The sequence below is a fragment of the Micromonospora endolithica genome (genome assembly GCF_003626595.1).
Classification (GTDB): domain Bacteria; phylum Actinomycetota; class Actinomycetes; order Mycobacteriales; family Micromonosporaceae; genus Micromonospora; species Micromonospora endolithica.
Map to the genome: position 1 here is coordinate 1 of NZ_RBAK01000005.1, position 20,971 is coordinate 20,971.

Annotated in this window: 20 protein-coding genes and 1 pseudogene; 9 read left to right on the plus strand and 12 right to left on the minus strand. The window is 68.1% G+C overall.

The features are described 5' to 3' along the window. Window positions 1-288 precede the first annotated feature (288 nt). Window positions 289-669 carry a hypothetical protein gene (locus tag D7223_RS32485; RefSeq protein ID WP_147442471.1) on the plus strand — a complete coding sequence of 127 codons (381 nt, stop codon included), beginning with the start codon at window positions 289-291 and terminating at the stop codon, window positions 667-669. A gap of 339 nt (window positions 670-1,008) precedes the next feature. Here D7223_RS32485 and D7223_RS14420 read toward each other — a convergent pair whose 3' ends face one another. The 5 genes from D7223_RS14420 to D7223_RS14440 all read right to left on the minus strand — a co-directional run bounded on the left by D7223_RS14420 (window position 1,009) and on the right by D7223_RS14440 (window position 5,734). Beyond that, on the minus strand, window positions 1,009-1,254 hold the full coding sequence (locus tag D7223_RS14420; protein WP_120728924.1) for a PrsW family glutamic-type intramembrane protease: 246 nt from the start codon (window positions 1,252-1,254) through the stop codon (window positions 1,009-1,011). A gap of 152 nt (window positions 1,255-1,406) precedes the next feature. Beyond that, the gene (locus D7223_RS14425) at window positions 1,407-2,159 is read right to left on the minus strand and encodes a universal stress protein (RefSeq protein ID WP_120728925.1); all 753 of its coding nucleotides are present in this window, start codon (window positions 2,157-2,159) and stop codon (window positions 1,407-1,409) included. Next, window positions 2,156-3,556, minus strand: coding sequence for an acyltransferase family protein (locus tag D7223_RS14430; protein ID WP_120729255.1), 1,401 nt, complete (start codon window positions 3,554-3,556; stop codon window positions 2,156-2,158). Before D7223_RS14430 ends, D7223_RS14425 begins: the two co-directional genes overlap by 4 nt. 14 nt (window positions 3,557-3,570) lie before the next feature. Further along, window positions 3,571-3,819 carry a hypothetical protein gene (locus tag D7223_RS14435; protein WP_120728926.1) on the minus strand — a complete coding sequence of 83 codons (249 nt, stop codon included), beginning with the start codon at window positions 3,817-3,819 and terminating at the stop codon, window positions 3,571-3,573. An 82-nt stretch (window positions 3,820-3,901) separates the two neighbouring features. Then, window positions 3,902-5,734: an AMP-dependent synthetase/ligase gene (locus tag D7223_RS14440; RefSeq protein ID WP_120728927.1), complete on the minus strand. Its 1,833-nt coding sequence runs from the start codon at window positions 5,732-5,734 to the stop codon at window positions 3,902-3,904. A gap of 521 nt (window positions 5,735-6,255) precedes the next feature. Here D7223_RS14440 and D7223_RS33535 point away from each other — a divergent pair. Then, entirely contained in the window at window positions 6,256-6,570 is a 315-nt protein-coding gene (locus D7223_RS33535) for a transposase (protein ID WP_238161963.1), read from the plus strand. Further along, window positions 6,567-6,695, plus strand: coding sequence for a hypothetical protein (locus D7223_RS33955; protein WP_272948696.1), 129 nt, complete (start codon window positions 6,567-6,569; stop codon window positions 6,693-6,695). The genes D7223_RS33535 and D7223_RS33955 overlap by 4 nt, the downstream gene beginning before the upstream one ends. Window positions 6,696-6,964: 269 nt before the next feature. On the opposite strand, the gene D7223_RS14455 is transcribed toward D7223_RS33955, so the two are convergent. Then, window positions 6,965-7,273 (minus strand): helix-turn-helix transcriptional regulator, encoded by a 309-nt coding sequence (locus tag D7223_RS14455; RefSeq protein WP_120728929.1) that lies wholly within the window; start codon window positions 7,271-7,273, stop codon window positions 6,965-6,967. Between the two features lie 104 nt (window positions 7,274-7,377). On the opposite strand from D7223_RS14455, the gene D7223_RS14460 reads away from it, so the two are divergent. After that, a complete protein-coding gene (locus D7223_RS14460) occupies window positions 7,378-8,223 on the plus strand; it encodes a DUF6671 family protein (protein WP_238161964.1) in 846 nt (281 codons plus the stop codon). An 8-nt stretch (window positions 8,224-8,231) separates the two neighbouring features. Here the strand turns inward: D7223_RS14460 and D7223_RS14465 are convergent, their stop codons facing one another. The 4 genes from D7223_RS14465 to D7223_RS33960 all read right to left on the minus strand — a co-directional run bounded on the left by D7223_RS14465 (window position 8,232) and on the right by D7223_RS33960 (window position 11,654). Beyond that, window positions 8,232-8,696: a carbonic anhydrase gene (locus D7223_RS14465; protein ID WP_238161966.1), complete on the minus strand. Its 465-nt coding sequence runs from the start codon at window positions 8,694-8,696 to the stop codon at window positions 8,232-8,234. An 83-nt stretch (window positions 8,697-8,779) separates the two neighbouring features. Next, window positions 8,780-10,240: an NADP-dependent isocitrate dehydrogenase gene (locus D7223_RS14470; RefSeq protein WP_120728931.1), complete on the minus strand. Its 1,461-nt coding sequence runs from the start codon at window positions 10,238-10,240 to the stop codon at window positions 8,780-8,782. Window positions 10,241-11,297: 1,057 nt separating this feature from the next. Continuing rightward, the gene (locus tag D7223_RS32790) at window positions 11,298-11,468 is read right to left on the minus strand and encodes a hypothetical protein (protein ID WP_158610891.1); all 171 of its coding nucleotides are present in this window, start codon (window positions 11,466-11,468) and stop codon (window positions 11,298-11,300) included. Window positions 11,469-11,522: 54 nt separating this feature from the next. Continuing rightward, a complete protein-coding gene (locus D7223_RS33960) occupies window positions 11,523-11,654 on the minus strand; it encodes a hypothetical protein (RefSeq protein WP_272948697.1) in 132 nt (43 codons plus the stop codon). Between the two features lie 532 nt (window positions 11,655-12,186). Between D7223_RS33960 and D7223_RS14475 the strand changes: the two genes are divergently transcribed. From D7223_RS14475 to D7223_RS14495, 5 genes are all read left to right on the plus strand, one after another. Continuing rightward, complete coding sequence (locus D7223_RS14475; protein ID WP_120728932.1) at window positions 12,187-13,143, plus strand: TerC family protein; 957 nt, start codon at window positions 12,187-12,189, stop codon at window positions 13,141-13,143. Between the two features lie 22 nt (window positions 13,144-13,165). Continuing rightward, window positions 13,166-13,648: a YflT domain-containing protein gene (locus D7223_RS14480; protein ID WP_120728933.1), complete on the plus strand. Its 483-nt coding sequence runs from the start codon at window positions 13,166-13,168 to the stop codon at window positions 13,646-13,648. A 39-nt stretch (window positions 13,649-13,687) separates the two neighbouring features. Beyond that, window positions 13,688-14,812: a baeRF3 domain-containing protein gene (locus D7223_RS14485; RefSeq protein WP_120728934.1), complete on the plus strand. Its 1,125-nt coding sequence runs from the start codon at window positions 13,688-13,690 to the stop codon at window positions 14,810-14,812. Between the two features lie 111 nt (window positions 14,813-14,923). Then, entirely contained in the window at window positions 14,924-15,433 is a 510-nt protein-coding gene (locus D7223_RS32795) for a hypothetical protein (protein ID WP_158610892.1), read from the plus strand. Between the two features lie 950 nt (window positions 15,434-16,383). Continuing rightward, window positions 16,384-18,846, plus strand: coding sequence for a putative bifunctional diguanylate cyclase/phosphodiesterase (locus D7223_RS14495; RefSeq protein ID WP_158610893.1), 2,463 nt, complete (start codon window positions 16,384-16,386; stop codon window positions 18,844-18,846). 290 nt (window positions 18,847-19,136) lie between these two features. Here the strand turns inward: D7223_RS14495 and D7223_RS32490 are convergent, their stop codons facing one another. Both D7223_RS32490 and D7223_RS14505 read right to left on the minus strand, forming a co-directional pair. Beyond that, window positions 19,137-19,583 carry a hypothetical protein gene (locus tag D7223_RS32490; RefSeq protein WP_147252649.1) on the minus strand — a complete coding sequence of 149 codons (447 nt, stop codon included), beginning with the start codon at window positions 19,581-19,583 and terminating at the stop codon, window positions 19,137-19,139. 897 nt (window positions 19,584-20,480) lie between these two features. Continuing rightward, window positions 20,481-20,890 (minus strand): annotated as a pseudogene (locus D7223_RS14505) (transposase family protein); the annotation flags it as partial. Window positions 20,891-20,971: the final 81 nt, after the last annotated feature.

Consider the following 20,971-nt stretch of genomic DNA (forward strand, 5'->3'; position numbering starts at 1 on the left):
GCCCAGAGCTGGGGCGTCACTGACCTCCACGACGGCCACAAAGCCGTCTGGGTCCGGCTCGCACCAATCAGACCCGACCATCAGCCCCGCGTCACCCGCCAACCACGGACACACACCATCAAACCTGGTGTCGGAAAGCTGGCGCGACGAAGACGCCGCGCCGCGACAACGTCCCCCTGGACGATCAGCGAACGCCGCTTGTCAGAGTCGACGACGTCGGATCATCATCACTCGGACGGCGGGCTGCGCGTGGCAGGCCTGCCCGCCGCGGCTGGAAGGGAGTGCACGATGACGGTCGGCGCGCCAGCAGGCCCGGGCAGCGGCACCGGAGCGGCCTGGCACTGGATGACCGGCGGACTGCCCCGGCAACGACGCCGGCGCCCACCGGAGCAGATCCGCGCGTCCCGGCTGGAGACCATGCCGCCGATGACCCCGTTGTCCGACCGGCGCTGCGCGCGGCCCACGCCGCGCTCTGCACGCTCATCGCCGCACATGTCGCTGCCAGCACCACCGCACGAGGCTGCGCAGGCGATCCGGCGTCGGACGCCACCAGCGCGCGGAGGGCGCGACATGGCATCGGCGCTGCTGCTCACCCGTGCTGCGCTCGTCGTGGTCGTCGTGATCTGCGCATGTGTCGCCTCGTTGGTGATGGCTGCCATGCTGCGCTAAGCCATCTGCACCATCCCTGTGCCCGAGCAAGTAGCCTGCCAGGTCGAGCCGCCGCACCCTGGCAAGGGTTACCGCAGACGGATTCGCCGCAGGCCCACCCGGCCTCGACCGTCAACGCCCACCTCCCTCGCATTGGGCCGGTCCGTACTCGCCGACGTGACGGGCTTTTGTGGGGCAGCGCGTGTCCCTTACGGTCGCGCGCGACGACTGAGTGGGTGGGTGTCTGGCGGGACGCTGCGCGGCGGCCCAGCACCGCCAGCAGGCCAAGGCTGACCAGTGACAGGACCCATTGCGCCAGAAGCTTTTGGATGCCGTCCCAGACCGCGTGCAGTCCGACCGCTACCGCGAAGGCACACACGAACCCACCCACGGACCTGCTCCGCCAGCCCGCCAGAGCGCGGCTGCTGTCAATCCCGTCCAGGAGGCATGCACGCCGGGACAGAGCAGTCCACGGACGAGCAGGATCTCCATCAACGCCTGGATATCACCGCGGCTGTTGATTAATGCGGCCACGGCATAGTCCATCGTCTTGAAGACCGCGACCCCGGCGCCGAAGGCGACGCCGAGAACCAGACCCTCCGCCATTGGTCCCTGTCCGGTTTCCCGCCGCCGGTGGCCGGGTTGGCCAGTGGGCGGGGCATGAGTTCCAGAGCGAATGAGTTGAGGGAGCGGCGCGGGTGCTGTGGCCTGGCCGGGGTGCCGGCTACCTGCGACTGCGTACCTCGGGGCGCCCGGGTTCAGGGCATGAGGTGGTGGACGATGGCGGCCGGGCAGGGCGCGTGGTGCAGCAGGGCGAGGCTGGTGGAGCCGAGGAGGATAAAGCCGCCTCGGGCCGCGGGCGCCGACGACGAGGAGTTCGGCGTCGGCGTCGGCGAGGATGCGGGGTTCATCACGCAGGTGTTGTTCGTCGTTGATGCCCCGGCGGGTTGCCAGGCGTAGTTGGCGCGCCGGGGCGCGGCACGCTGGAAGGCTTCGCCGAAGGCGAACCCGATGGCGTGGTCGTTGGTGGGTGAGCCGTCGACGCCGACGATGACGGGGCCGGTGCGGTCGGTGTCGCCTTTGACGATGAGGACGGAGCAGGTGGCATGGGTGGTGGTCTGCCCGGCGACGGTGCCGATGAGCAGGCCGGTGAAGTTGCCGGGGCCGCGGGCGCCGATGACGATCATGTCGGCGGTGTGGGATTCGGCGGTGAGCATCTTGGAGGGGGCGCCGGTGACGACGACGCCGGTGACCTCGAGGCCGGGCTGGGCCGTCGCGGCAGTGTCGGCGGCATGCTCGACGATCACGTCCGCCTGGTTGCGCAGTCCGGCCTCGGGTGGGCCGTGTTCGGGTGGATCGAGGGGCACGTGGAACAGGGTCAGACGAAAGCGTGGACGATGCGTAGGGGCGCATGTCGCCAGGCGGCCTCGGGGGCGGCGTAGCGGACGGCGCGGGAGTGCGTCGTCGGAGCCGTCCACGCCGACGACGATGGGTGCGCGGATGGTGGTCATCGATTCTCCCGTGGTCGTCGTGAGGGTGGCTGCCCGCCGTTACGGTGAGCCGGTTCGGTTGGTGGTACGGCGCGAAGGATTCGTAGCAGGAGGGCGCCGACGACGTAGGCGGACAGGGCGATGGTGGGGATGCCCAGGGGGGCGGGTTGGGTGCGGGGCAGGAGGCTGTTATCGAGCAGCCCGAAGGACACCGCAGCCATACCGGTCACGGCCAACATCAGGCGGGGCGCTGGCCGGGCCAGCGCGCCGGCAGCGAGGGCGGGTAGCCAGCGGGGTCGGTGGCGTGGAGTTCGGACACCGCGGATCTCGATGGGGCCAAAGAGGGCGACCAGGACGGCGAGGACGGTGGTGAGCATGGTCAGCCAGGGCAGCCGCCACGCGAACCAGGCTGCGCTGCCCGCGGTGGGGGTGGGCAGGACGTCGAGGGTGTGCAGGGCGGCGGTGAGCAGGATCGCGGCGGTGATGTGCCACAGGAAGACGGTGAGGATGACCGCGTTGACCGCGATGACCACCATCCAGGGTCGGGTGCGGTGCAGCCACCGCTCGGCGCGGCGGCGTGTCAGCAGGGCGACGGCGAGCTGCACCGTGAGGAGGGCGAGCAGGGCGAGGCTGGGTGGGGACATGTTGTGCAGCCGTTCCCCCGGCACGTTGATCATGCTGACCGGGTACGGCCCGGGCACGGTCAGCACCACCAGCACGACCGCACCGCCGGCCAGCATGGCCCACAGGACGCGGGGCCGGGTGGGGAGGCGTCCGTCGCGCCAGAAGAAGCCGACCTGGTGGATGGCCAGCCATCCGAACAGGAAACTGCCGTTGCCCCAGGCCTCTTGCCCGGACAGGCGGGCGAGATCCCCGGCGGCGACGAGGAGAAGCAGGACTACGGGTACGGCGGCGCCGTAGCGGCGGTGCAGGACCCACATCAGTGGAGTGAGGGTGACCACGATCAGGTAGACGGCGAGGAACCACAGCGGGATGGCGGCGAACCACACGACCAGCCGCACTCGCTGTGGGTCGGCCTCCAGCAGGCGGGCGATGCCGGCGCCGGCGGCGAGAACCGCCACGAGGGCGGTGGTGGGGCGTACCAGTCGGGCGGCGCGGTGCACCAGCCAGTCCCCGGCGCGCTGGCCCTTGCGGCGGGCGGAGGTGAGGGAGGCGGCGTTGGCGTAGCCGCCGACGAGAAAGAAGATGGGCATGACCTGCACCAGCCAGGTGATTGGGTACGCCCACCGCAGGTCCGGCAACGCAGAACGGCCGGTCAACTGCCCGTCCTGGTATCCGACGACGGTGACCAGCCAGTGCCCGAGCACGACGGCGGTGATGGCGACCGCGCGCAGCAGGTCGACGAACCGTTCCCGCTCCGGTGGCGTCCGCTCGGCCAGGCGCCGCACACCGACCAAGGGCTTCACCCCTGTCAGCGCACGACCGGTCCGGCATCGCCGCTGGAGCGTCCGGTGGCGGACACCGGCTGCCGTGACGCGGGCTCGTAGCCGCCGGGCAGATCGTGCAGGTCGGGCAGTGGTACCTCGATGCCGGCGGGCGGCAGGGTGCGCCGACGGTGGCGGGCTGCCGCGGCGAGGGCCGCGGCGGCGATCGCCGCGCAGGCCAGGTGGAGGGGGCGGGCAGTGACCGGGCGGCGGGATGAGCGGCGCCAACGGTTCATGATTGGATGCCTTTCGGTGGGTTGGTTGGATGCGGGGCCGTATGCCGGCTCGCGGATGCGGTTGGCATCGGTGGGCTGCTTGTCAGTGGCCGCGGTAGAGGATGTCGATGTCGGCGGCGTAACGCTCGGCGACCACCTCGCGTTTGACCTTCAGCGTGGGGGTGAGTTCGCCGTCGGCCTCGGTGAGGTCGCGAGGCAGGATGCGGAAGGTCTTGACCTGTTCAGCTTTGGACACGGTGCGGTTGGCGCGGTCCACAGCAGTCTGGATGTCGGCGCATAACTGTGGGTCGTCCCGCAATTGGGCCACGGTGGCGTCCGGGCGACCGTTGGCGGTGCGCCACCGCTGCCAGGCCTGCGGATCGATGGTGACCAGCGCGGCCACGTAGGGGCGTCCGTCGCCGACGAGCATGCATTGGCTGATCAGCGGATGGGCGCGGACGGCGTCCTCGATCGGTGCGGGGGCGAGGTTCTTGCCCGCGGCGGTCACGATGATCTCCTTCTTGCGGCCGGTGAGGCGCAGGTAGCCGTCGGGGTCGAGGCTGCCGAGGTCACCGGTGCGCAGCCACCCGTCGTCGGTGAACGTGGCACGGGTCGCCTCGGCGTTGTTCCAGTAGCCGGGAAACACCACGTCCCCGTCAACCTGGATCTCGCCGTCGTCCGCGACGCGGATCCGCACGCCCGGTAGGGGCCGGCCGACGGTTCCGATGCGCTGCGCGTCGGGCAGGTTCGCCGTCAACGCCGGCGACGTTTCGGTCAGGCCGTAGCCTTCCAGCACCGTGATGCCCGCTCCACGGAAGAAGTGCCCCAGACGCTCACCCAGCGGCGCCCCACCGACGATCGCCATCTGGCACCGCCCGCCCAGAGCGGCCCGCAGCTTGCGGTAGGCCAGCGCGTCGAACAAGGAGTGCGCCAGCCGCAGCAGACTCCCTGGTCCCCGTGGTGTATCCAGGGCGCGGCTGTAACGTACGGCGATCTGGTCCGCAGCGGTGAACAGCCATCCGCGATGGGCGTCCTCGGCCTTCTGCCGGGCCCGGTTGTGCATCTTCTCGAACACCCGCGGCACCGCCAGGATGAACGTCGGCCGATGCTGGCGCAGCTGATCGAGGACCCCGGCGATGTCGGAGCTGTGCACCATCGTCGCCCGCGTCTGCACCATCCCCACCTGGATCAGTCGGGCGAACGCGTGCGCCAGCGGCAAGAACAGCACCGTCGACGCCCCTGTGTGCAGCAGCTGCGGCAGCACCGACACCGCAGCGGTCACGTCACAGAAGATGTTGCGGTGGGTCAGCACACAGCCCTTCGGCCTGCCGGTCGTGCCACTCGTATACACGATCGTGGCCACATCCGCGCCGCCCACCCGCCGGCGGCGCGCGTCGACCTCGCTGTCGGCGACGCTGCTTCCCTGCCCGGCCAGGGCGATCAGCCCACCGGCGTCGATCTGCCACGTCACACGCAGCGCGGGCAGACGCTCGCGCAGCCCGGCGACGGTGGCCGCGTGTCCGGCGGTCTCCACCACGCAGCCGACCGCACCGGAGCCGGCGAGGATCCACTCGATCTGCTCGCCGCTGGCGGTGTCGTAGATCGGCACCGTCGCCGCACCGACCGCCCAGAGGGCGTAGTCGACCAGGGTCCACTCGTAGCGCGTGCGGCTAATCAGTGCCACCCGGTCACCCTGCTCGATGCCGGCGGCGAGAAACCCGCGGGCGAGCGCGTGGACATCGTCGCGGAACGCCGCGCAACTCACCAGCGAAGCCGCCCCCCGTCGGGCCCGCTGCACGGGCCAAGACCGCGGATCCGGGTCCGGGCGGAGAAACTGCACCGCCTCCGGATCCTGCTCGGCGTTGTCCCACACCACCTCGGCCAGCCCCGGCACCCGCTCCCCGGTGAGCACCGGCTGCACTGCGACGTCCTGCATGCCATCCCCCGTCAGGTCATGACCGGGCCCGCGATGCACGTCATGCCCGTGAGGGCCATCATGCCGCCGTCAGGTGTGGCGGTGACGGCGTTCGGCGGAACGCGCCCCGCCCCGACGGGTACCTCCACGCGCGGGTGTCTGCCTCTCGGCCAGGAGGCAACCAACGAAGCCCGCGGCTAGGACGACCGCCACGACGCCGAGGTCGACCGCCACCGGAGGACGACCCACCGGCGTCTCCGACAGCATCAACTCCACCCCGGCGAGGACCGGCAGCACCGCCAGCGCGGGTCGCAGGTAGCGAGAGCGGCGGATCAGGACTGCCAGACCGAAGTACAGGCTGTGCAGACCGAGCACTGCGAACGCGTTCGCCGTCCACCATGCAGTGGGCCGGCTACCTCACCGAACTCCGTAACCGGGATGGAGGACGGGGTTCATGGTCTGCTCCGACGGCCTCAAGGCATGATCGACGCATCGAACAGGTCTGGCCAGAGGCGGTGCACCAACAGTGCGTCGCCCACTTGGTGCCGGCCAGCCTGCGGTACACCAACCGCAAGGACTGGCAGAAGATCACCCCCGCGCTACGGGAGATCTTTACCGCCCCCACCGTCGCGGCAGCGGAGGCCCGGTTCGAGACGTTCGCCGCCGAGTTCGGCAGCCAGTACCCGGCCGCGATCCGGCTCTGGCGGACCTCCTGGCCGCAGTTCATGCCCTTCCTCGACTACGACCACGAGGTCCGCAAGGTCCTCTACACCACCAACATCATCGAGAGCCTCAACGCCCGGTTCGCCAAGCCGCCCGCCGCCGCGGGCACTTCCCGACCGAGCAAGCCGCCATGAAGATCCTCTACCTCGTCGTCCAGCAGAATCGCCGGGTTGGTGGGAGCATCACCGGCCGGGTCTACGGTTGGGCCAAAGCCCTCAACGCCCTGATCCTCACCTACGGCGACCGGATCACCATCTAACAACCTCGATCACACCACAGGCCCAAACACGGAAAACGACACACTCCCTAGCCGAGGAAGCGCAGCATGGGCGCAAGAGCGATCAAGCGTCGCGTCTGTCGACAGATCGATGACGGCAAGGTAAGGCAAACCGGTGGTTTCGGCGGCGGCGACCCGCGACCTTCGTGGTAGTGCGACGATGTTGATCGCGGGCGACTAGGGGTCCGCGCTGCCGTGATCAGTCGAAGAGGGCCGGTAGGTGCGCGACGGTGACGGCGAGGCCCAGGGCCTTACTGGTGGGATTCTTGCGGTGTTGTGAAGATCGCGATGAGTTCTCCGATGGAGTGGTCGCGTTCGGCGGGGTGGCGGAAGGGCCCATCTTGGTTGATGGTGTATCGGTTGCGGCGCCCGACCCGTTGTCGGGTCAGGTACCCCTCTGCTTCGAGGTCGGACACGATGCTCTGCGCGGCGCGTTCGGTGATGCCGATCGCCTGGGCGGCGTCGCGCAGGCGAGCTTCCGGGTCTCGGGCCAGCGCCAGCAGCAGGTGCCCGTGGTTGCTGAGGAAGGTCCACGTGGGTCGGGTGTCGGTTTCGGGCATCGGATCAGGATAGTTGGTGGGTGACCTTGACGGTCGCCTCTGGACGAGAAGCAACGATCTGTGTTTCGCGTATTGCTCCTCTTCTTTCTGGGTATGGTCAACTGGTGGTGGTGCCGCTGTTGCATGACGTGCCGGCCAGCTTGGCCACTCTGCACGGCAAGCAGTGGCCGCTTCGGCCGTTGTTTGCCCGCTGGCTCGGCTTACGTCTGCGGGTGGCCGCGATCGACACCGACTCGTTCGGCACGTTCACCGGGGAGGTGCCCCGGTCGGGTTCGGCCCGGGAGACCGTGATCCGGAAGGCGCGTGCGGGGATGGCGGCGTCCGGCTGCCGGGTCGGGCTGGCCAGTGAGGGAAGCTTCGGTCCGTATCCCGGTACGCCGTGGCTTGCTGCCGATGTCGAGTACGTCGCCTTCGTCGATGACCGGTTGGGCTTGACTGTGGTGGAGTCGGTTCTGAGTGCGGAGACGAACCACGGTCACGTGGTGACCGACGGACGTGATCTCGGCTCGTTGTTGGCGTTTCTTCGGCGGTGTGGGTTTCCGTCGCACGCCGTGACGGTGCAGCCGGCTACCGGCGGCGGTCGGCCCGTGAAGGGCGTCCACCGGCTCGGTGAGTTGATCAGCACGGTTCGCGACGCCGCGCGGTTGAGCGCTGACGGTCGTGTGAGGGTCAGCGCGGATCTCCGTGCGCACGTGAATCCGAGCCGGATGCGGGTGATCGCCGCAGCCGGGCGCCGGCTGGCTGAACGGCTGGCGACGCCGTGCCCGGCGTGCGCGATGCCAGGATTCGGTCGTGTCGAGACGGTGATGGGGCTGCCGTGCGAGGCCTGCTGGTGTCCCACGGACCAGGTGGCGACGGTGGTCAGGTGCTGCGTGTCGTGCCCGTACACCGCGCGGACGGAGCGTACTGGCGGCGCCGACCCGAGTGTGTGCGAGCGGTGCAATCCGTAGTGACGGTCTCAGCGGTGGCTGGCGCGGTGGGTATCGTCGAGTGTCACGGGTCGGATGAGCTCACTCCTGTCCTGCCAGCACAGACCGACCAGGTAGCACCGCCGGGCTGAGACTGCGGTAGTCAGGATATTCGAGCGTTTCCGCAGCATCGCGGCCGTGTGGCGAATCCGGGTGTCGGGTGTGCTGCCGGGTAGGCGGCAGACGTCGTGGCCGAGGATGATCACCAGCGCGGCGTTCATCTGCTCGATGGCGTACTCAAGGCTTGCGAGCACGGCCGGACCGATGGCGAGGCCGGCGGTGCGCACCGTGTACAGCTGTGCTCCGGTGAAGAGGCTGTCGATGTCCGCGTGCGGGTCGGAGCAGGCGAACAGTGCCGCCGGGCGGTCGACGGCAGAATCCCGTTGGCGGTCAGGTGGCAGGAGCGGGTGGAGATCCACGGGCGGAAAGACCGCGTCGGCCCGAGACCCGGCCATCGAGGCGATCGGTAGCTCGGTCGGCGGTCGGCGGTCGCGGGTGGCCGAGGCCGGCCACGGCCGGAGCGGGGTGCAAAGTCGCATCAGTCTTCGCCCTGGGCGCGGGTGTAGCCGGGCTGTCCGTCGATGGTGAGCAGCCGTTCGACGTGGCAGATGTCGAAGTGGTGGGCGATGCGGCGTTGCAGGTCAATGATGTTCTGCCAGTGCAACGTGGTGTGCGGGTTGGTCAGGACGAAGCGGCAACGGTGCTGGTCGACCTCGTCGGTGATCGCGCCGGTGGGTGGATACACCCTCGTGCCGCGGTTGGAGATCATCTTGAGGTGAAATGGGCTGCCGTCGGTGAGGCGCTCGAGTCGCGGTCCGATGGCAGAGCTGGGGGCGGTGGACTGGATGAAGATGTCCGTGCCGACGATCCGCTGGTCGACCGGCGCGGTGCCCTGTGTGGCGGAGTGGCGTGGTAGGCGGATCGGCTGGTGTGCGCGGACGTTGGTCCGGGTGGGGGCGCGGCCAAGGTTGGCGATGATGCGGCGGGTGTAGTCGCTCGTGCTGAGGCCCTTGTCGTAGCCGACGACGTCGCCGGTGAGCCCGCCTTCCTCAAGTGTAACCAGGAGCGCTTGTTCTACGCGTTCGGCGACCTCGAAGCGGCCGAGGTGGCGCAGCATGGCCACCGCAGACAGCACCACGGCGCTCGGGTTGATCTGGTTGGTGCCGGCGTATTTGGGGGCGGAGCCGTGTACGGCTTCGAAGATCGCCACTTCGGCGCCTATATTGGCGCTCGGGGCGAAGCCGAGGCCACCGACGAGCCCGGAGGTGAGGTCGGACAGGATATCGCCGTTCATGTTCGTGGTGACGATGACATCGAACTGCTCGGGTCGCTTGACCAACTGGTGGGCGGCGTTATCCACGATCATGTGTTGGGCGGTGATATCGGGATACTCGCCTGCGATCCGCTCGAAGGTGCGTTTCAGCTCGCCTTCGGTGAGTTTCATGATGTTCGACTTGGTGGCGCAGGTGACGGTGTGCCGGCCTTCGGCGCGGGCCAGCTCGAACGCGAACCGGACGATCTTCTCGCAGCCAGTGCGGCTGATCAGCTTCAGGCACTGGGCGACGCTGGGGGTTTGCATGTGCTCGATACCGGCGTACAGGTCTTCGACGTTCTCGCGCACTACCACCAGGTCGACGCCACGACCGCTGAACGGGGTGTGCACGCCGGGCAGTTCCCGCACCGGCCGGACGTTAGCGTAGGTCTCGAACAACTTGCGCAGGGTGACGTTGGCGGACTTCTCACCGTACCCGACCGGCGTGCCCAGCGGGCCCTTGAGCACAACCCGGTTACGGCGGATCGATTCGATCGTCTCGGCCGGCACCCCGGAGGCCACGCCCCGGCGGAACACGCCCTCGCCGGCCTGCTGCTCGTCCCACACGATGTTGGCACCCGCCGCGTCGAGGATCGTCACCGCGGCCGCGACGCACTCGGGGCCGACGCCGTTACCGGAGATGACGGTGATCGTCGCTGGGGTGTCGATGTCACTGACTGGTTGCATTGGCCTGCCTCCTTGCGAGGGATGTCTACTCACGATAAGCCAAATACGAAGCATAATGCAAGAATTGCGCTTCGTATGTTTGGATTCCGGCAGCCAGCCGGCGGCGATGACTGCCCGTTAGGGGTGATGTCGCTCGTAGTCTTGGTGCCGCGGCGGCACGGGACTGTCGGGCGGGCGGTGCTCCTGGCGGTGTCTTCGCCGGACCCTCAACTACCTACACCTGGGGGAGACCGAGACGCGCTTACCCTGCTCGCGCAATGCCCCGGAGCCCACCGCAGGGCATCTGGCATGCCCGCTGCCTGTCTCGCCGCCTGCACCAGTCAGCCCCGAGATGCTCGCCGTTGACGAACCCCCGTCTCCCCGCCCGCCCTGGTGGCGACAGCCTCACCCTCCGGCGACGACCACCACACCTTTTCAGCTAGGGCACCCCGGACTGTAGTCCTCCTGGCCGTACCGAACGACCACCTGGCACAACTTCAAGAAGATCAACGATGAGCAGCGGGCCGGGACCCGCGGTTCATGTCTACCGGGTTGGCACACCGCCGCCCCGGTCAAGGTCACGTTCTACTCGTCTCGACCGAGGGCCCAGCCGATTCCGCCACCGCCCAACGGAAACCTGCGCCTGCGTGGCGGTCGGGGTGGTAGCAGCGGGACGATCTCGGCCCTCGATCGTCCGAGACGACCCGCGGCGGCTGCTCACCCCTCCTCACGTTCAGACAGAACGATCCTCCCGTCCCGAGGACACGCCCAACATCATTTCGTTAGGGGCTCTTGGTCGCAGGGGCCGAGGCGACGAAGCGCCCTGCTGACGTTCGCTTCCATCAGGCGCTGCGGCGGTGCTTGCCACTCTCGGCTACGAGCCCGCACCGGCGCAGAACTGGGCTTCGTCGCGGTCGCCGCCCTACTGTCGTTTCTCCGGGATAGGCACCCGCCGGTCCCTCGGGCGAAGTCATCGCTGTGACCCGGGCGACGGGCATTGCGGGCGGGTTCTGCCGCGGCACAGCCAAAGGCCGCGACGTATCGGTCACGACGGCGAGCCTGTCATGGAGGCCACCGGTCAACCACGCGGATCGGGTGAGGACGACCGGTAGACGTAGTACATCTCGCCGGTGAAGACGACACCCGTGGCGACGGTGCCGCACGCCACGGCCGCGACGGTGGAGGCGACAGTTACCGCGACGAGGGTCACGGCGAGCCCGACCAGCAGGGCGGTGATCGCCGCACTCATCGCCGCGGTGGTATAGAGCAGTTGGGTGCGGCCGGGTCGGGCGCCGGTCAGGCGCTACGGGGCGGCCATCGGATCGCGGCCGCCTGCGGCGGCATCGGCGAAGAACGGCTGCCCGGGGGCCATCTGGTCGTGGTAGTAGCCGCGAATACGTTGGATGCGCTGCAGGTTCGGGGAGTTCTCGACCATCTTTCTGGACGAGCCGGACGAAGGTCAGCCAGCCGATCAGGATGAGGGTGGGGATCACCGCCGCCAGGTACGGGGCGCGGATGTCGCTCTGGCCGGAGACGAAGCCGAGGCCGATCAGGGCCGCGGACAGGGTCGACAGGAAAATCGTTGCCCGACCGGTGGCCTCGGCGATCGTTGCCGAGCGAGAGGTCTGCAACATCATCGGCGTGTGCTGCGAGCGACACGTTCCCGTGGCAGGTCACTTCACCGGTACGGCCTCGCGCGTCGGTTCCTCGCCTCGTCGGTGCTGTCCGGACAGCTGGCACGCTGACGGTAGATATCTGGGCTCCCACTAGACAAGCGAACTGGTCTTCGTGAATAATGGTGCGTAGTTCGAGGGGGAGTACCCACCTACCGGACGCGTCGGCCGTCAGTACGGACCCACCCGGGCCCCGGCCGCGCGGACTGCCGCGCCACAGGGCGGTTCGGGGAGACCTTCGACCAGCACACCGGCGCCACACGCGCTGGTCCGGTCGAGGGGAGATTCCCGGATATGTCCGCACCCTGGTGGGCCTGGGTGGCCCTGACGGTGGCCATCGCCGTCATGCTGGCGGTTGACCTGTTCCTGCACCGCGACAACCACGTCATCGGCTTCCGCGAGGCCGCCATCTGGTCGGCGGTCTGGATCGCCGCGGGTCTGGCGTTCGGGGTGTTGTTGTGGGTGTGGCAGGGCGGTGACGTGGCCGGCACCTACTACGCCGGCTACCTGATCGAAAAGGCGCTGTCGGTGGACAACGTCTTCGTCTTCGCGTTGATCTTCACCTACTTCGCGGTGCCGGCGTCGGTGCAGCACAAGGTGCTGTTCTGGGGCGTCATCGGCGCTCTGGCCTTCCGGCTGGTGTTCATCTTCGTCGGCGCGGAACTCCTCGAAACATTCTTCTGGACCGCGTACGTCTTCGGTGTCTTCCTCATCTACACCGGCTACAAGATGGCCTTCAAGCACGACGCGGAGATGCACCCCGACCGCAACATCATCGTCCGCCTCGTGCGTAGGGTCATCCCGACCGACGCCCGCTACCACGGCGACAAGTTCTTCACCCGCATCGACGGCAAACGCGTCGCGACCCTGCTGTTCGTGGTGCTCATCGCCGTCGAGGCCACCGACCTGATCTTCGCCATCGACTCCGTCGCGGCGATCCTCGCGATCACCACCAGCACCTTCATCGTCTGGACCGCCAACGCCTTCGCGATCCTCGGCCTGCGCAGCCTCTACTTCTGCCTCGCCGGCCTGCTGCGCCGCTTCGTGCACCTGCACTACGGCCTGGCGTTCCTGCTCGCCTTCGCCGGCATCAAACTCATCCTCTCCGAAACCCCCGTCGGGAAACTGCCCATCCCGGTCACCCTCGGCGTCATCGTCGCCACCCTCGCCGTCTCCATCGCCTGGAGCCTCGCCGCCACCCGCGGCCAGCCGGCACCGGCCGACGACCCCAACACCCCCGCCCACCGCTAAGCACGGAGCACGGAGCACACCCATGACGCAGCTACCGCTTCCCGCCGACCCTGACGCCACCGCCCGCGCCACCGTCGGTACCTATCCCACCTACGCCGCCGCGCAACACGCCGTGGACTACCTGTCCGACCACGACTTCCCCGTCCAGCACGCCACGATCGTCGGATCGGACCTGCGGCTGGTCGAAACGGTCCTCGGCCGGATGACCACACCCCGGGCCGCGGCCGCCGGCGCGGCCAGCGGCGCCTGGCTCGGCGTGCTCATCGGCGCCCTACTGTCAATCTTCACCCCGCAGGCGTGGTGGCTGGTCCTGCCCGTCACCACCGCCGCCGGCGCGGCGTGGGGCGCCACCGCCGCAGCGCTCGCCCACGCCGCCACCCGCGGCCGCCGCGACTTCACCTCCACCCGCCACCTCGCCGCCGCCAGCTACGACCTCACCGTCACCGCCGACCACGAGAACAACGCCCGCCGCCTGCTCATGCAGCAGGCATGGCGCGACACCTGAGGAGAAGCCATGACAACACGCAGCACCGCAGGCGAAGGCATGAGCACCGAAACCGCCCGCAGCCAGCCGTCCATCACCGTCCCGTCCGCCGGCCAGATCACCGCTCTGCAGGCCATCCGCGAGTACCCGGCGATCTCGCTGCTGCTGACCACCACACCCGCGACCACCCTCGCCAACGCCGATGCGCTGCGCCTCGACGCGCTGGCTGAGCAGGCCGTCACCCGCGTCCGCGCCGAACTGCAACCCGCCGCCGCAGCACCGGCCATCCGGCGACTGCACGAACTGCTCCAGCAGGCCCGAACCGGCCCCGCCGGACACGCCCTGGCCGTCTACGCCAGCGCCAGCACCAGCGCGCTCATCCGACTGCCGCTACCGGTACGCGACCGCGCCGTCGTCGACCCCACCTTCGCCACCCGCGACCTCGTCCGTGCCCTACACCGCACCCCACGACACCTCGTCCTCACCCTCAACACCCGCCAGGCGCGACTCTTCGACGGCGTCGCCGACAACCTCCTACCCGCCCTCACCCACACCTTCCCCCTCCACGCCGCCCGAGCACGCGGCGACCGGGGCGGGCGTGCCGACCGTCCCGGACGATCGACCCGGGGCACCGGACCCGATATCGACTTCCTACGGCGAGTCGACCAGGCCCTCGGCGCGTACACCCGGCTGCACCCGGCACCGCTGGTCATCGTCGGCGACGACCGCGTCACAGCCGCCTTCCGGCACCTTTCGGTCAACTGCGACCGTCTCGCCGGCACCGTCCGCGGCAACCTCGTCGCCAACGCCCTGCACGACCTCACCGCCCGCATCCGGCAGACGCTCAACGACTACCTACGCCATCGAGAAGCCGAAGCACTCGCCCTGCTCGAGCAGCGCGCCGGCGCCGAACGGGTCGCCTCCGGCATGCCAGCCGCCTGGCTCGCGGCGCGCACCAACCGCCCGGAGATGCTCGCCGTCGATGAGACCATCTTCTATCCCGCCCGCCTCAGCGACGACGGCGACACCCTCACCCCCGCCAGCGATGTCGAGCACCCCGACGTCATCGACGACGCCGTCGACGAACTCATCGAACTGGTCCTCCTGCGCGGCGGATGGGTCGCCCTCACCCGGGCCGGCACCCTCGATCGGCACGACGGCGTCGCACTCACCCTCAGACGATAAGCACCACGCAGGGACGCAGACGAACAATGCCGTGGCACGACGAGCAAGCCAGGACCACACCGAAAGCTGCCTGAACCTGCCCCCGCCCCACAGCGGAGAGGAAGTCCGACAATGACACCGCACCACGCGGTCCACGTCTATCAAGTCGACGGACGACACCCCAGCCGGGGCCACGTCCTGCTCATCCTCACCGACGGCCCCGCCGACCCCGCCGCCGCCACCCTCGCTGCCCAACACGCCGCCGACGCCGGAGTGCTGCTTTACACCGCCGCAGTCGTCGCCGACACCGGCTTCAGCATCAACGCGCTACTACACCGCGCCCGTGCCCGCCGACACGCCACACACGCCGCAGCCATCACCAACCGCGTCGCCCCCACCCTGCACGCCGCCGGCGCCGGCCATTTCCTGGACGCCGCCACACTGAAACTACCCGTCAACGCCCAACACGCCGACCACCTGCCCACCCCCGCAGTCACACGACTCGCCCGAAACCTCGACGCCGCTCAAATCATCACCACACTGCCGCTACACGAACCACTCAACGGACTAACGCCCGGAACGCACCACGACCAGACCCGCAGGCAACTCCCCCAAACCTCCCCGGCAACACCATCAGAATGATCCCCGGGTCAGTCGCAGTGGTGAGAGGTTGACGGCGCGCGGGATGCAGGTCCGCCGGGAGGATTCAAGCTTCGTCCTTGACCGAACCATCTTGCCCTGGCCAACAGGGCCGCCGCCACGAGCGGCGAGCACTAGCACATCCGCCCGAGTGGCGCATCCGTTTCGTGATCTCATTCGCGACTCGAAGCATGACGTCTCACGGTTCGGACCTCTCGCGAACAGCGCGTCACGCGGCTGCGGCGACCAACGCATTTTCGCCGCCCGCCCCATTCATGGGTGCGCAGCCCCATGGATGGCTGGCCGGCCGGATGGGCGGCGGCGAGTTCGTCGTGCTCGCGACCTGCCGCATCACCACAGCCGGCGCTGCCATGGCTCACACCAGCGTCACCGCCATGCCGGTTCCCACATACCGCCGACTGCACGCTGTCGTTCTCAGTCGGCGTCGCCGACACCCACTGCATCGGCACCGACCCCGCCGCGCTACTACGCTCCGCGGACACCGCATGTAATGGGCCAAGTCCGCAAGCGGCGACCGGCACGCCACCTACCGTCCCGAGCAGCTATCAGATACACCGCAGTCGTGTGCTGGCCGACCTTCTGCGGATGATCGCTAACGGCTCGAAGCTCCGCTGCACGGATGACCGAGATGCGACCGAGGATCGGGTACTCCCGTAGCCGAGGTGTGCCTTAGGCTTCGCCGTGCTCAGATCCTGGAGACGCCAGAGTCCTGCGCTACCGCACTCGGTCGCACCGTGCCCTGCGGGCACTGGGCACCGCCCGTTGCTGCGGAGATACGGGTCTGACCAGACAAGGCACCTCGGCCCCCTGAAGGGATAACGGCAATGCTGACGGCAGACACCGTCCGTCCGGTCGGTCATGCGGGGCACGCCTCCCGCACTCTCTGGTCTTGACGTATGGATGGCAGGAGTCCGCGACAGCTGTCCTACTGGGTGCTTGGGCTGCTCCTGGCGTCGTCACTGATCGCCGCGGCCGCTTATCCCTTCGTGGTCGGCCCGAGCGGCGTGGCTCTCTACATCGGCGCGGCCACCCAGGCTACGATGCTGTTGGCCGGTGCTCGTCGACTGGCGATGTCGGGCCGGCATGACGCGCCCGCTATGTGGATGCTGTTGTGCAGTAACGGACTCGGTCTGTCGGCTGTCGCGTGGGACGCCCTGAGCGCTACCACGCTGATCGCAAGCCCATCCCCCACCGACTGGACCGCGATGACCGTCGTCCAGTACGGCTTCTTCGTAGTAGGCATCTTGGTGGCAGCCGGTGCGCACGCCGGCCGCGAGCGTGTCGAGGTGACCGTGGACGCGGCAATCATCGGGGTGGCGCTGGCCCTTCTAGTGTGGACTTTCCTTGTCCAGCCATTCCTCGGCTCTAACTCCCCCGATGCGATCGAGTTCGGCACGGTCGTCTGCTTGACGGTGTTGGACCTGCTCGTGCTGGCCTTCTTGGTCCGTTCGGTGATCGACCGGTCACTAACGGCCGGCCCCAGCCCGGTGCTAGCCGCAGCGGCCGTGGTTGTTCTGGCGGTCGACCTCGCTTACGCCACCCGGATGGCCAGTATCGGAATGACCGCTTTCGCTCCCGGCGGCGCAATATTCGCCGGCTGGCAGATCTGTCACGCGCTGATCGGAGCGTTCGTGCTGATCGCGGCGGCCCCGCCGCGATCAGTCTCCCCACCGGGCACTCCGCGGCGGCCCCCTGGGCGGGGACGCCTGGCGATCATGGCAGTCCTCGCGTTCCTTACGCCGATCGGAACCGCCGTCACCACACACCGGTCGCCAGCAGGCAAGGACACCACGTGGCAGCCGATGATGGCCGTGGCCCCGGCCATCCTCACCGGCGCCCTCTGCCTGCTACTCGTCGTCCGGGTCGGGATAGTCGCGCGGCTGGCCGCAGCACAAGCCGGCGCCCTACGAGCCCAGAAAGTCCTCGTACGCGAACAATCTGAGGCCCTGATATCCGCGATCGGCGAGCAACAGGTCCTCCACGCTCGGCTTACCCGGCAAGCGCTGATCGATCCACTAACAGGCTTGGCGAACCGCCGTCTCTTCCGGCAACGGCTCAATCAGATACTCAGCCAACCCGAGCCAGCAGGCACACTCCTACTCATCGACCTAGACGGATTCAAGGAAGTCAACGACACCCTTGGGCATCCAGCCGGTGACCGACTTCTCGTCGAAGTCGGTCACCGGCTCAGTGCACTGAGCACGGAGCACACAACTGTGGCCCGACTGGGAGGCGACGAATTTGCCATCCTCGACGAGACGGATGATGTTGACCGTCTCGCGCTGGCCCACCGAATCCTGGCCGCCCTGCGGCAGCCGTTCGCCTCCATCGCCTCCCAGGTCATCCACGTCACCGCCACCGTCGGTATCCTCGTCTTGCGCAAGGCAAACGACGAGGCGAGCGCCCTACAGATGGCAGACATCGCGCTGTACGCGGCCAAATCAGCCGGCAAGGACCGTGCGGAGATCTTCCACGATGGACTGCTCGCCGCTCAGCTCCATCGATCCCGACTGTCCTCCGAGCTGCGGACTGCGGTTGTCGCCGACGAACTCACCGTTGCCTTTCAGCCCATAATCGACCTGAGAACCGGCAAGGTAGTGTCGATCGAGGCACTGTCACGATGGCGGCGAGAGGACGGCACCGTCGCCTCACCGGCCGAATACATCACGCTCGCGGAGCAGACGGGCCTCATCCACGAGATCGGTGACCACGTACTTGAACAAGCCTGTCGTCATGGCGCCACGTGGAGTCGACGCCACGGAGTGTCCATCGCAGTCAACGTTTCGGCGCACCAACTCCATGAGGAAGGGTATGCGGAGCGGGTGTTCAGCGTTCTCACCGCCACAGGGCTGCCCCCGTCATTCCTCACCCTGGAAGTAACGGAGTCGACCATCGTCGGATCCGGCGCCAGCGGAAAGTTCCGACTGGCTTCCGATCAACTGCGTAGGCTGCGCAAACAAGGGGTGCAGGTAGCGGTGGACGACTTCGGCACCGGCTACTCGTGTCTCGCGTCGCTGCACACCCTTCCCGTCGACGTCGTCAAACTAGACCGATCCTTCACCGCATTACTCGACACAGACGACAACCGCGGGCGATTCGTTCACGCGATCATCGAACTTGGACTCAGCCTTGATTTGGCCGTCATCGCCGAAGGCGTAGAGACCATTGACCAACACAACCGTCTCCGAGATTCGAGTTGCTTCTTGGCGCAGGGATATCTCTTCGGTAGGCCCATGTCGGGGGACATCATGGCGACCCGACTAGCACATCATTCGGATTCGACTACATCATCGCCGGTTGCGATCGGGCATAGACACGGGGCCACGGGAGCAACCGATAGTGCGAACGTTCGAGCTGATCGATCTGGGGACGCGCTCCGGCAGCGTAGAACGTAATTGGTGTCCACCTCTCACGGGATTCACCGCCACCGCGGATCGTCTTGCACCATCCGTGGGCCCGGACCACCCGCTGCCACCCTCAGCACCGCGGCATCCTGCCCAGCCTGTTGACGACATCTTCGAACAGCCACCTTAAGCACGACAGACTCAGCAGGGCCTTGACATCGGCCGAGCGGGGTTGGACCTCCTCGCGCACCACACCCTCACCGCGCTTCTCGCGCCGCAGCCCGGGCCGGAGGCCCGGTGCGCACATAGGCGCCCCCTTCGCCGCCGCCGCGACGTGTCACCTACCTGGCGCGGCGCAACAGGGCCAGCAGCAACGCACCCAGGTCACGGCTGTCAGCCAACATGTCGAACGTGTGGTTGGTCTGCAACTCGGAAAGCACCGGCCCCCGGGCGTTGATCACCCGGAACGCGGCGCCGTAATCAACGGCAACGACATAACCGGTCACCAGCACGTGATGCCCGCAGACACCGAGACGGTCAACTCCTGCAAGATCAACAACAAGTTCATCGGCCTGATCACCGACCACCGCCTTGACGATCGCGGCCCGCAGCATCACCACATCCGGGCCACCCAGCAGACCGGCAACCCGCAACACGACGGCCGCATCATCAGCGAACCGAGTGATCTCCAGCAACGTGACCTCGCTCTCGCCATGACCGTCAACCGTTGCATCGCGACGCCACGCAACGCACAACCATCGATCACACAGCGAGGTCCGGGCCAGCAATCACCCCAAGCCTAATGCCAGCCACTGTCTCCAAGCCGGCCCCTGCTCACCACCCCGGCAGGACGGTTACTCAACGCGACCAAACAAGACCACGGTGGGGCCAAATCAGACCGTCACCCCAGCTCCCGACACAATGCAGTGGGGCCAACTCAGACCGTCCGGGTGGGGCCAGCGGAGACCGTCAGAATCACCGCTGGGCGAACTCGACGCATTTGCCCGCCGCCGCCCAGACCAACCATGACCAACAGATCCGCGAGTTGAGGTCCACGTCCCGACAGCCTGTGCTCACCGCTCGGGGCGTAGAAGAGTCTCCGCTTCGGAATGCAAGCGTGCGCCGGGCCTGTCCGGCGGACGGGTGCCGCCAGTCGCAGCGCTGCCAACGCGGGTGGAAGGCGTCGGCGACGACCGGCCGTCCTTCAGCATGATCACGGGCGGCCTGCAAGATCGAGCGATCAGCATCAGCGACCGCCGCGCCGACCCCTCACGCAGCCGCCGGGTGGCAGCTGGCCGGGACCTCGGTGACTTGCTCGGTGAAATGGCATGCGCGGGCGGCCGATCGTCAGTACCAGCGTTGTTGCGCCAGCACAGCCCGCACTGGTCGGGCACCCACCGGCAATTCTCGTGGCCTGGTCATGGTCCGCTGCTTCACCCTCACCGCCCGTTGCCCGCACTGCGGGCGGCATCGCGCCTGCTGAGCACCGTGGGCCAGCAGGATCTCGGCATCGGCCGGATCCCGACACGGTTGGTGCGGGCTTCGGCAGGGCCGCTCGCAGTCGGTCCCAGCGATGCAGCACCTGCGCACGACTCTGCGCGCCGCGCTCAACGTCGCCGTCCGCGACGTGCACGGCACCTACCTCGTCGGATCCGCCGAAGGACCGTCATCAGTCACAGCCATTCTCATCCTGCGTAGCGGTTCGCGTCGACGTGGTGCAGGATGAGGATGGCCTGCACGATCACGGTGGCGCGGCGTGGCAGCAGCGCAGCTTGGCAAGGATCTTGCCGGTCTTGAGGGTGGCGATGGCTCGTTCGCCGGGGCTCGGATCCTCGCGTGCGCTCGGTTGACCGTTTTCTGCCGGCGTGACAGCTTCGGCCGGAAGCGGTGCCGCTTGAACGGCGTTCGCACGGTGCCCCGGGCGCCTTGGTAGCCCTAATAGGCGAAGGTCATCACGTCGGCGCTGGTCAGCGTCGATGATGCCGTGGATGCGGGCGGAGGTGAGGTCGTACGCCGAGCCCGGCAGTGCCGGTGAGGCCCAGACGAGCCCGCCGGCGGCGTCGGCGATGACCTGCACGTTGACGCCGTGGCGCTTTACCGAACGGGACCGTGTCGATGGTGCGCATTCGTTCCAGGGTGAGGCACTCCTTGACCAGGATGCCGCCCCTGGCGGCGA